Source organism: Aestuariibaculum sediminum (assembly GCF_014596945.1).
Taxonomy (GTDB): Bacteria; Bacteroidota; Bacteroidia; order Flavobacteriales; family Flavobacteriaceae; genus Aestuariibaculum; species Aestuariibaculum sediminum.
This window is the reverse complement of the sequence record NZ_JACVXB010000008.1, coordinates 1-12,228: the sequence shown is the minus strand read 5'-3', so window position 1 is coordinate 12,228 and position 12,228 is coordinate 1. Positions and strand designations below refer to the sequence as shown.

Here is a 12,228-nt window from a genome sequence, read left to right as displayed (position 1 = left end):
TTTTCTACAAGGAACACACCACGATGCCCAAAAATCTATAAGTAAATATTTCCCTTTGAAATCAGCCAGTTTTAAAGGATCCCCATTAATATCTACCGTTTCGAAATTCGCTGCTTTAGCTCCGGGTATTCCCTTTTGTAAGTTCTCTACTTTTTGACTAATATCTTTTCCTAAGTCGGTTTTTAAGTACTCTGGATTAAGCTGATCTAAAATAGCTTTAGCCTCGGCGTATTTTAGTTTACTTATTTGAAATAAAAATGATTGAAAGCTGACATAGGATTTCGGATTATCCTTAATAAATTGTAAAGTAGCCTCACTTTGCTTTTCCCACATTGGCGCGAGTTTTTCTCTTGCTTCATCATCCTCATATTTTATAGCTTCGAGTTCTTTATCGCTTGCACCTGCGTTCGACGCCTCCTGGTATTTTTTTCTTACGGCCTCAAAATGATTCTTCTCTTCTTTATAGTGTTCAGAGATTTTGTCTAAAATGGCTTGCAACCTGTACTGATCGTCTTGGGTTTTAGAACCTGACAATTTAGCCTCTGAAAAGTCTTCATATTCAATATTTAAAGTCATTTTTGTTGGCTCTACAAATATTGAAACGAATTCTCCTTGCTTTGGTCGATTACTGTTTATTTTTGATAGATGTATAAGCTTTACGCTATCTTCAATGTCATGCTCAATGACAAATGCACCATCTTCAACTTTAATGGTATCTAAAGACTGATTGATTAAATAAATAGCACCATTTTCCAATCCTGTTATCGTTCCATTTATTCTATACTTACCCCCTGCCAAAGGCTTTTCTTGTTTACATGCCAATACGGTTAAACATACCGCAACTATCATTATTAGTTTTTTCATTATTGATTTCGTTTTATTATTTAATTTCAAATATCTTTTTAATACGATTTAATACTGTAGCATGTCTTCTATTTAGAACAGCTTATTGATTACCTTTTTTATTTTCTTTAGCCTTAGTTGTATACAAAATAAACTCGTAAAGCAATCATTTACAGAATGCTATTCATTAAATCTTCAACTTATATGTTATATAAACATATTAACTAAGGAATTGATTATAATGATAAAGTCCTTTCTTATTTTACTTAAGAAAAGACTTTATCTATGTCTCCTAAAACATTATTCAATCTATAATTAAGAATGTTAATGAGAACTTACTTAAATTTTATACAAGGTATTTATCAACCCTATTTTAGGTCATAATTCCTTTTTAATCCTAAGAACTAATTAGCCTTATTCCTAAAAACAGGCTAGATAGGAATTAATCTACCTTATCTTCAATTTATTGGAGTTTATCGCTATACGTTTTCAATTTATTTTGATAATCCTCAACAGTACTAGATACAATAATACCAGTAAACCTATCTCCTTCTAAAGCTTCTTTAGCTGCTTTTAAAGCTCTTTTTTGTTCTTCCACAGCTTGAGGATAATTGCCTGCTAAAAAATAACATTTAGCTAAATAATCAATAATCATAGGGTTAGTTCCTTCCCTATATGCTGCTGGTTCGAACCAAATTGCCGCCTGTGCATAAGTATCTTTGGATAAACCCTCATAATCTGCAATGGTTTGTGCAATGTACATGGTATAACGAGAACCATCCTTAGCTACCCAATCTTTAGCATATTCCATAGCATTATTTTCACTTATAAATTCCAAACGTGTTTTAAATTGCCTCATTCCTAGCGAATATGATTGTGATGGATTTTTGGCAACAACGTCGCTCATTAACTTAAATGCATGTTCATAGTCTTCTGCAGCAATTGCCTCATCTATTGGCTTCATTAATTTTTTATAAGCCTCTATTTTGTCTAAATTTTCCTTTTGACTTTTTAGATGTTCTTCTCGAGTACTATTCATATCATAAGTACCATTTTGAACTTCATTAATAATAGACTCTAAATCTTTAGGATGCCCTATCCAAATCAATTTACCCTTTTGAATTAAAAATGTTGATGGTATACCCGTCACACCAGCCTTTAATAGCCATTCGTTGGACATAAATTGGTCATTATTATCAATAACCACATTGAAATCCATTTTCTCACCCAAGTCTTCTACAAACTTGGATACTGTTGGAATTACGGATTCGTATGGCTTATTTCCAATCTTTTCCCACACATTAACAGCTACAAAAGAAATTTTTCCTTCATATTTATGAGCTAATTCCGAAAGATGTGGCATCGCAGCAATACAAGGACCACACCAAGTCGCCCAAAACTCCATTACATAAAGTTTATCGTCTTTAAATTCATTAATAGGTTCTCCTTTAACCCATTTTGAATATTTAATAGGAGGTGCCTGATTACCAATTTGAAGTAGATCATCCTGCGCGAAACCTGTTAAAGCTCCGTACAGAAAACACACCATTAAAGATATAGTTTTGATATTTATTTTAATTCTAACCATTTTTAGTATTTTGGTTGTTAATAATTTTTACCTAATGTTGGATTAAGTTGACCTGCTTCCAACGGGAAAGGATAAATCCATAAAGAAGAATTTGGAGAAAGTGTATAGGTAACTCCTTCTAAGGTTCTACTGATTGTTATAGGATATTCTCCTTCTTTATTCCATCTTTTTATATCGAAATAACTTTTTCCCGAATATAAATACTCAATTCTAGCGGTCTTCTGAAGGTATCCCATTGCTTCTGAAGCATTAGCTGCTTGAAGAGGAGCATAAGGAGAAACACGACGAAGTCTTATTTCATTAATCCAATTCATTCCTTCTTCAACCTCATCAGTACGAATTAAACATTCTGCTTTAATAAGATATAAATCAGATGTTGTGATTCCCGCATTATTCTGTTGATATCCACCAGACCATTCAGGTATACCTGGAAGGTTTACAGCATTACCCTCTTCATACACTTGAGTGCCCAAAGAATCCTTAAGTATATTACCAGCTTCATAAAATTCATTTACAATTTCATAACTAGGAGAAACTGAAAATGGCCAATTTCGCGCATAATAGGAATAAAATAAATTATCATCTGCTATAAGACCATTTGGACGAAGATTCGAAAAAGAAAGAGGATTACTAGAATATGATGATAGAAGAGGTCTATGATCCTCCAATACGTTATTATACGTTAGAGCAACATTTACTGCATCTAAAGCTGACTCATAATCTCCAAGAGACATTAGAATTTTAGCCTTTACGGCATAGGCAAAACCTTTACCAACACGCATAGCATTAATTGGTGTTTCAGGAAGCGCATCCAACTCGATAGCAGAATCTATATCTGCCATAATATTATCATATACTTCCTGAACAGAAAGTTTAGGGTTAATTTCATCTAAATCTAAATCCTTAACATACGGTATTCCTCCATCCTCTGCTGCAGTAGACGGATCATAAGCCTTTGCATATATATTTACCAAATAATAATGTAGGAAAGCTCTAATAACATAGCCTTCCGCTTTTAAACTATTCAATTCATTTTGATTCCCTGATACTTGGTTAGAAAATGAAATAAGCGGATTAGCTGTTCCATTAATAATAGCATATAACCTTGAATAGAGTTCTCCAGATTGATCTAATTGTTCTCTATCTATCGATTCATCATACGTTAGCTGGGTATACGTTAAATCTTTACTATTCCCAGTAAGTATAAAAGGTATATCCCGAGATTGAGGATAATGATCGTTAATCAGAATAGATAACATTGTAAAATCAAATCCACTATATTGTTTGTTAGCTAATAATTCCAGATCACTTTGGGTTTGCACAATTTTTCTCCCTTTAGGCGTGAAATCCGTATAGGAATCACATGATGACAAAAGGACTATTGAGATACCCATTGCCAATTTAAATAATATATTTTTCATACGAGTAATAATTAAAAGTTAGCATTAAGACCAAAAACATAAGATGTTAGAGGAGGTGCTCCTCCTGTTTCTACATCAATATGAACATCCTTTTGTCTCATCCAGACTGTTCCTGGATTATTGAGCTGAAAATTGATTTTAACATTTTTTGCCTTTATTTTACTAGCAAAACTTTGAGGCAAACTATACCCTAATACAATATTTCTGATTTTAATAAAATCAGCAGGACGCACCCTGTAATCAGAAATTGGATAATTAAGCTGTGCTGCCCCTAAGAAAGAATAGTATTGTCCTCGTCCAGGCACCACTGTATCCGTATTATCTGGTGTCCAGCTATCTGCAATATATGATGGTGATCCAATTGGCACTGGTGCTTGAAGTATAAGCGGATTAATTGCTGGTTCAGCTCTAAGAACATGTCCTCCATAATACACAGCAAAAACACTAAGAGTTAATCCTTTAAAAGAAAAACTATTTGTTAACCCTATGGTTTTTACCGGTGCTAATACCCCTGAGTACTCAAGGTTTTCAACATCTCCCCAAAGAGAATTAGAAGTCCTTTCTCCATCAGCATTAAACCACTGTGGTATACCATTTTCATCCATACCTGCAAAAGGAACAGAGAATAATGAACCAGGCGCATACCCAACTCGGAAACCTGCTCCATTTGATATACTATTAAAATCTCCTATATCTCCATCTACATCGGTCACTTCTCCTTTATTATAGGTAAATACCATATTAGATGACCATGAAAATTCTTGAGAGCTTTTTGCTCTAAACCAATCATAGGTCAGGCCTACCTCAACTCCTTTATTAAGAACTTCGCCATTATTAAGTACCGATGATGTCCATCCTTCACTTGGATCTAAACGCCTTTGTGCTAATAAATCAGACCCAGCCTTTCTATAAACATCAATCGTTCCTCTTAAACTACTTTTAAAAAGACTAAATTCTAAACCTAAGTTTGTAGTAGCTGTTTTCTCCCATCTCAATTTATCATTTGGTGGATTAGGAATTGATGCATTTGGAAGCTGTGTGTCGAAATTGTTTCCACTCTGAATTACAAGTAAACTAGATGCATTCATATCCACATTACCTGTAATACCATATGAAGCTCTTAATTTAAGAAAATTAACAAAGTCAAGACTCTCCATAAAAGGTTCGTTAGAAGCAATCCAGCCTGCCCCAACTGACCATAAAGGCTGACCTCTATATTTCTTATTTGAGCCAAAAATATCCGCATAATCTTTTCGGATCGATCCAAATAAATTGTAATTTTTATTGTAAGTATAAGTCAAGTTACCATAACCTGAGGCAAAACGATGTTTAACTTCGGGATTTATATTTCCAGGCGAAATAGGTTGGGCGTAAAAAAATGGACTCCAATAGGGTCTTAATGGAGACATTGAGATTGTTCTATAATCTATGTAGTTATTGACAGTCTGTAACTGGTCATCGTATCCATATTGAAAACTTGACCTGCCATAACTCTTGGTTTGTCTGAATTCCATACCGGCAATAGCCTGAAAATCATGCTTTCCAAATGAGCGGTTATAATTTACCTGGCCTCTTGCAGTATAACTAGGGCTTCTTCTATTACTAAGGGCAAGTCTACCTCCTTCAGGTATTAAAGAATTAAAAACTGGTGTTCCTCCTGGCCCCATGCTAGGAACAGTATATTGATTTAACAATAGTCTCATTTGATAACTATCTTCCTCAGCATAGTTCTCTGAATCTATAATAGAATTTTCGTATTGAAACATAGGATTAATTGTTAATCCAGGCAATACCTTTAATTTTAGTTTAAGAAAGTATCTACTGTTTAAAGTATTGGTATGATTAAAATTTCGTTCTAGTTCATCAAGATGATTATATGACAAATTTCGTAAATTAGGATCATTAGCTATAACTGAATTATTAGAATAAATATTATAATCATAGGTTCCGTATTGTGCCCTAGACCCGTCTGCATTAAACATAGAAGAATAAACAGGGAACGTAAAAGGGTCTCTAGCATACCTATCGGCATGCGATTTAGAACGTCCCAAAATATTTGTAGCACCATAGTCAACATCCAACCAATCAGTCAAGTTAAAAGTACCTTTAAGAAACATATTAAAATCTCTATTGTACGAATTGATAACTCCCGTATTATCTGTTTTGTAATTTAAAACTAAATTTGTTTGGGAGCGTTTACCATCAGCCCGTATAGCTAAATTATATTGTTGTATCACCTGATTTTCTAAAGCATGATCCTTGAATTCCTTGTAAAAATCATTCTTTTTATATCCGTCTAACAATTCAGTTAATTGCGAATCACTCATTTCCGAAGGATTAGTAACATTCTGGTAATAGGCATACTGAATGGGAGATACAGGTAAGCCATACCCCAGATAAAAAGTCTGAAATTGTGCTAGAGCATTGGGGCCTCCGCCTCCATTAAAATACCAATCATAATATTCACTTTCCCATTCAACCTGCTCTTCTGCATTCAAAAGGTTTTTGTAACTATAATCCGGCTTATCTAAAACAGTAGCATTTGTCGAAAAATCTACACTCAATCCTTTGCCTTTTTTTGCCCCCTTTGTGGTTATAACAATAACGCCATTGGTTGCTCTTGCTCCATATATCGCTGTTGCAGCTGCATCTTTTAATACGTTGACGCTTTCAATATCATAAGGATTCAAGTCTTCTACACTGCCTTCAATAGGAAAACCATCTACTACTACTAAAACATCTCTTCCAGCTCTAATTGTTCCAACACCACGTATTGTTGTTCCATTTTGATAACGGATTAATCCCGGAACGGTTCCTTCCAATTTATCTATTACGTTTTCAAAATAACGACTTTCAAGTTCTTCTTCTTTCAAAGAAACCACTGACCCCGTCATTTTTCGACTATCAACATCTTGATACCCTGAAGAAACTATTACTACTTCTTCCAATGCACTTACACTTTCCTTCAAAACAATGTTAAAATTTGTTTTTTCAGGAACTATCTGCTCTGAAAATAATTCGAAGCCCATTCCCGTTGCTACCAAATATTCACCAACAACAGCCTTTAAATTAAAATTTCCATCGAAGTCAGTAGATGTTCCTCTAATTATAAAATCTTTCTTAACCATTCCTTCTGTTGGTTGCACATTAGAGACATATACTGTAATACCAGGTAAAGGCATTCCATTCACATCAGAAATCGATCCCGAAATAGAAATTTCCTGTTGAGTAGTAACCCTTTTAACTGCTATAGTATTATCACTAGTTAATTCGAGGCTGTACGCTCCCTTACCCAAAACCTGTTCTAGTAATTTATTTGCTTCTATAGTTCCCTTTTTAACATCAATACTTGGGAAATCTTTAAAAATATCGGACTTATAAATAAAATTGTAATCAGTTTGTCTTCGTATTAAATCGAAGACTTCATTAATTGTTAAAGTTTTATCTGAATCTATTTGAACCTTTACATTTTGAGAAAAGATTTCAATGGGAGTAAAACTAAAAACTGAAGAACAAAACAATAATAAAAATGTTTTCATCATAATTCTTAGCACCTTTTTCCATCGATGGAAAAAATAGTTAGTTAAATTAATTTGCATAAATTTGTTAAGTTAGTTAGACATTACGTTTAATTAAAAATTGATGGAAAGAGAGGTTTGTCTGGTGAGATATTCGAACCTCGATTTCCTTTTTTTTTAGTAGTTATTTAATATTAATCACTTTATTTTCTATTTCATAGGACATATTGTTTGTTGTTTGTATTGAGTTTAAAATATCTTTTAAATTTTGATTTTTTCTAAAGACCCCTGTAAAAGTCTCATATTTCATATTTTCCTTATTAAATACTACTTCCACATCATACCAACGCGATAGCACCTTCATAATATTATCTAAAGGCATATCATTAAAATTAAACACCCCTTCCTTCCATGACGTTGCCAAATAAGTGTCTATTTGATTTACATAAACACCTGTTTCTCCAACTTTAACTAAGGCCTGATCATTTGGTTTTAATACGACTTGTTCACTACCTGTGGAGATTAAAACTTCCCCTTCAACCAATGTGGTATAGATTTCATCATCACCTTTGTAAGCACTAATATTAAATTCTGTTCCTAACACTTCAACTTCCTGAACTTCTGAAATCACTTTAAAAACAGAACCTTGATGCTCAATACTAGGAGATACATCAAAATAAGCTTCTCCATAAATTAATTCAACATTTCTATCCTTTCCTTCTATAAAACTAACCGGATATTTAATCTGCGTATCTGAATTCACCCAAATGTTGGTACCGTCCGACAATTCAACAAAAAACTGTCCTCCTCTAGGCACTGTTAAATAATTATAAACCAGAGCATCTTTTTTTTGATTGTTTGATTTGTAAACAATTTTCTTTCCATTGCTCTCCATCTTATCATTACTTAATGGTTGCTCTTCTGTTAAGTCTACTACTGTACCATCTTCTAACGTTAAGGTTGCTTTATCACTTCCTATGATAATTTCATTATTATTAATTTGGGAATTATTCTGATTTTCATTTTGTACTACAAAATATAATCCGGCAGAGATGAATATTAAAATTGTAGCTGCATACCTTAGTAAATTTCTTTTTGCTCTATGCGAATCCTTTAACATTTGACCTTTTAGCCTTAAAAAAGATTTTTCAGAATTAAATTTTTGCTTTGAATTGATAAAATGATTTACTTTTATGAATTCCTGAAAATATTCTAAATTACTTGGAGTTTGAATCCATTCCTTAAGCACTTGACATTCTCTAGGAGTAATCCTACGCTCTATTAATTTTATTAATAATATATTTACACGCTCTTGATCCACAATATTGATATTTTACAACAAGACGGATAAATAAAAAAATACCCTTGCTTTTAATTTATTTTTTTTTTCAATTTTGTAAACAAAAGACATAAATATCCTAATGGATAACAATAAATCTTTAAATATTATCTTAAAAAAACTCAAAAATGGTGATCAGGATATTTTTGAAAAAATATATCTGGAGTATCATGAAATACTCTGTATTTTTTTATTAAGCTACACGAATGACAAGAACCTAATAGAAGATATTGTTCATGATGTATTTATTAAATTATGGAATAAGCGAAAAACCATAAATATCACGACATCAATAAAAAGCTATTTATACAGAAGCGCTTATAATAAATTTATTGACACACACCGTGAACAAAAAAAACAAACAGAGATGTTGTCTTCCTATTATTACACTGCTGTAATGCAAGCCATTAATGTTGATCATAGTAAAAAAGATGATATAGCAAAGAAACTGGATAACTGTATAAAAAGTCTACCTAAAAAGTGTAAAAACGTATTTATCAAGAATAAAATTGAAGGGCAAAAATATCAACAAATTTCACAGGATTTAAATATTTCGCTAAAAACTGTAGAAGGTCATATAACTAAAGCATATAAACTTATTAAAGGTTGCCTTCAAATAAATAACTTTTAAATTATGGACTTGCAATATATCAGAAATATTAGACATAAAAAAACGGTTTGGTGACACCAAACCGTTTATTTTACTGCCTTTCGGCTTCGTAGCGGGAACAGGACTCGAACCTGTGACCTTCGGGTTATGAGTTCATCACCTGACAAATTCATAACACAAAATAAGGGCTTCCCGGATGCTATATTTTAAATTCGTGTTCCAAAACGTGTTCAGTTTTGTGTTCACTTTGTTATTTAAATTTCTAATGCAATATAACAAAAATTAACCACGTGCCTTTAGAATTTTAAATCTCGTTAGCCTCGGATCGTCTATATTATTCAATTTTGACAACTATTATAACGCTCCTTTTATCTTAAAAACTGTAACATAGGGTGTAGGCCTATTTTTAGGAATCGAAAAAGTTAATTTATCTGGGCCTTGTTGAAACTTAATCTTTTTGGCAGAACCCAACATAGATATATTGGATATTTTATTAACCTTGAATTCCGATTTAGTCCCTAACGACGGTAAGGAAATCTCACCAGACTTGGGATTAAGCACAAAAACATATAAATGATTTCCTTTTTTGGTAAACCTTACCTCTTCAGAACCATATAAAGGACTGTCTACCGTACGTTCATTAAAATGTCCTTTATTTTTATTTTCCTCTAAAGCCTTTAAATCGACCTCTCCAATATTTTCACCATCTTTTATTTTGTATATAGAATTTAGGTTATCACCAAAAATTTCCCATGCTTCGGTACCATAAATAGCTTCTGCATTAACAGACATCCAATTCCCTATTTCGTCCAACTCTCCTTTTTGGACTTCAGGAATGGTTCCATCTGAATAAAGTTCGACATTAAGCATTAGATTGCCATTTTTACTATTCATATCGGCAAGCATCTCAAGGATGGTTCGGGCGTTATGTCGAACAGGAGTATCGTTTTTATAAAACCAGCTCCCAAAGGTTATAATTCCTTGCCAAGGCTCATTTAATATTTCATTTGCACCTCCTCTTTCAATATCTCGTATCATTATAGGGTCATTGCTAACCTTACCAGCTGCAAGTCCGGAAAATTCACCATGTTTTTTCAACATATTATTGTAAAAAGCCCTAACAACTTCCTCTCCATAGGTTCCATAAGGATAACCATAACCGTCAAACCACAACATATCTACATCATATTTAATAGCAAGTTCCTTATGACGTTCAACCCAATTTTCCTTGACAGCTTCAACATATTCTGGTGTTCGTTTTTCCGGAGGCAATCCGTAAAGGTTTGCCGGGTCTAGACCTTCCCACCACTTTCCATTGCCATCATTTTTGGTCATATAACCATCATATGGTTTACCTTTCATAGGTCCATTAATATCCGAACCAAAAGCGGTTTGCCACCATCCTAAAAAACGATCATCATGAGAGCTAACTCCAAATGGAATTTCATTCTTTCTTGCTGCTTCCCTAAAAAGTCCAACAATATCTTTTTTAGGACCAACATTTACAGAATTCCATTCATGATAGGATGAATCAAAATTATCGAAATGGTCATGATGGTTCGCTAAAACCATAAAATATTTGGCCCCAATCCTTTTAAAATACTTTACCAAATAATCCGGATCCAAATGCTCTGCTTTCCATTGGTTTATAACATCTTTATAACCAAATTCAGACGGGTGACCATATTTATTAACATGATAGTCATATGCCTTTTGCCCCCATGTTTCCTTACCTACATCCTGCATATACATATGACGCGCATACCATCCACCCCCGATCTCTGGTTCGGTTTGTGCGCCCCAGTGTAGCCAGATACCAAATCCGGCATCTTTAAACCATGCTGGACATTCAAATTTTTCTCTAATTTGATCTATACCTAAGTCTTTGGATTGACCAAAGACCGAAAAACCAAATAAAAGTAAAACCAATCGTTTACCAATAATATACATAACAAAATCTATTTTATTTTACTAATTTAAATGGAATCATCCAGTAAGAATATATATAATCCTTATAAGGTAATAAATACTGATCCATAGGTAATCTCCCCCAACTGTTTATACTTCCGAGTCCTTGTTGATATCCATCAATATTTACAAAAACCTCGTTTCTTCCATCAAGCTCACCTGCATGCTTTTGACTCCTTTCTTCTCCTGAATCTAAATCTTCTTCACTATAATTTAACGCTGAAAAATTAAATGGTTGCTCACCTAAAAATTTAAGGCCTGAACCATCTTCTTGCGTTAATTCAACCCAACGAACCTCTAATTTATTACCGGTTTCCTGTGGACGAATGTATGGAAAATACTGTTGGACAATAGTTTGCTTATATAAACCTACTTTTGCAGCATGCTGCCTGTCTGCATAAGCCTCAAAAGGGCCTTTTCCATAAAACGTAATGTTTTTATAAGCTTCTGGCAAGACAAACTTATTTCCAAATTTATATAAATTAGAATGATTTCCTTTTAAAGCTTTTAAATCATTGGTTACTTTAACTACACCTTGTCCATTTATATTATAAGTTTCTGATACCTGAGCATCGCCCCCAAACATATCTCTAGAAAAGCGAAGTTCTATTTCACCCTTACTAACTTGTTTAATTGCAGTCGTCATTTTTGCTGCTTTAGGCGCATCTTTCCATTCTCTATATTTGTTTTGAGTCTTCGCACCATAATCATTATCAACTGGAGCGCGCCAAAAGTTAACCTCTGGACCTGTTTTTATCAGGTTTTTACCTTTGTAGATATATTCCTTCAGTCTACCTTCTAATTTGTTAAACACCATTTTAAAGTCATTATTATATACCGAAATAATATTGTCTTCTATTTCATAACTCACCGCTTGATTAGAAGTTTCTAAAAAATTAAAAGTTGCTTTTTGTAATTGAAACTGCTCATAAGCTATGGTG

The 12,228-nt window shown here is 33.3% G+C and carries 8 protein-coding genes; 1 reads left to right on the top strand and 7 read right to left on the bottom strand.

The features are described 5' to 3' along the window. The 5 genes from ICJ83_RS14680 to ICJ83_RS17105 form a co-directional block, all read right to left on the bottom strand. Positions 1-864: TlpA disulfide reductase family protein (locus tag ICJ83_RS14680; RefSeq protein WP_223154796.1), on the bottom strand; the 864-nt coding region annotated here is incomplete at its 3' end. A 442-nt stretch (positions 865-1,306) separates the two neighbouring features. Continuing rightward, positions 1,307-2,431: a TlpA disulfide reductase family protein gene (locus tag ICJ83_RS14675; RefSeq protein ID WP_188231164.1), complete on the bottom strand. Its 1,125-nt coding sequence runs from the start codon at positions 2,429-2,431 to the stop codon at positions 1,307-1,309. A 17-nt stretch (positions 2,432-2,448) separates the two neighbouring features. Beyond that, positions 2,449-3,804 (bottom strand): RagB/SusD family nutrient uptake outer membrane protein, encoded by a 1,356-nt coding sequence (locus ICJ83_RS14670; protein ID WP_188231163.1) that lies wholly within the window; start codon positions 3,802-3,804, stop codon positions 2,449-2,451. Positions 3,805-3,863: 59 nt separating this feature from the next. Continuing rightward, positions 3,864-7,394, bottom strand: coding sequence for a SusC/RagA family TonB-linked outer membrane protein (locus tag ICJ83_RS14665; protein WP_188231162.1), 3,531 nt, complete (start codon positions 7,392-7,394; stop codon positions 3,864-3,866). Positions 7,395-7,554: 160 nt separating this feature from the next. Further along, positions 7,555-8,691 (bottom strand): FecR family protein, encoded by a 1,137-nt coding sequence (locus tag ICJ83_RS17105; RefSeq protein WP_188231161.1) that lies wholly within the window; start codon positions 8,689-8,691, stop codon positions 7,555-7,557. Positions 8,692-8,791: 100 nt separating this feature from the next. On the opposite strand from ICJ83_RS17105, the gene ICJ83_RS14655 reads away from it, so the two are divergent. Beyond that, positions 8,792-9,340: an RNA polymerase sigma factor gene (locus tag ICJ83_RS14655; protein WP_188231160.1), complete on the top strand. Its 549-nt coding sequence runs from the start codon at positions 8,792-8,794 to the stop codon at positions 9,338-9,340. 333 nt (positions 9,341-9,673) lie between these two features. Here ICJ83_RS14655 and ICJ83_RS14650 read toward each other — a convergent pair whose 3' ends face one another. Continuing rightward, positions 9,674-11,269, bottom strand: a complete 1,596-nt coding sequence (locus tag ICJ83_RS14650; protein WP_188231159.1) for an alpha-L-fucosidase — start codon at positions 11,267-11,269, stop codon at positions 9,674-9,676. Between the two features lie 13 nt (positions 11,270-11,282). After that, positions 11,283-12,228 (bottom strand): beta-galactosidase small subunit (locus ICJ83_RS14645; protein WP_262891563.1); only part of this gene is annotated, 946 nt, incomplete at its 5' end.

Excerpts from the sequence above, each read along its gene's own strand:
- ICJ83_RS14675 (WP_188231164.1), bottom strand. The coding sequence starts at position 2,431 with ATGGTTAGAATTAAAATAAATATCAAAACTATATCTTTAATGGTGTGT.
- ICJ83_RS14665 (WP_188231162.1), bottom strand. The coding sequence starts at position 7,394 with ATGATGAAAACATTTTTATTATTGTTTTGTTCTTCAGTTTTTAGTTTT.
- ICJ83_RS14655 (WP_188231160.1), top strand. The coding sequence starts at position 8,792 with ATGGATAACAATAAATCTTTAAATATTATCTTAAAAAAACTCAAAAAT.
- ICJ83_RS14650 (WP_188231159.1), bottom strand. The coding sequence starts at position 11,269 with ATGTATATTATTGGTAAACGATTGGTTTTACTTTTATTTGGTTTTTCG.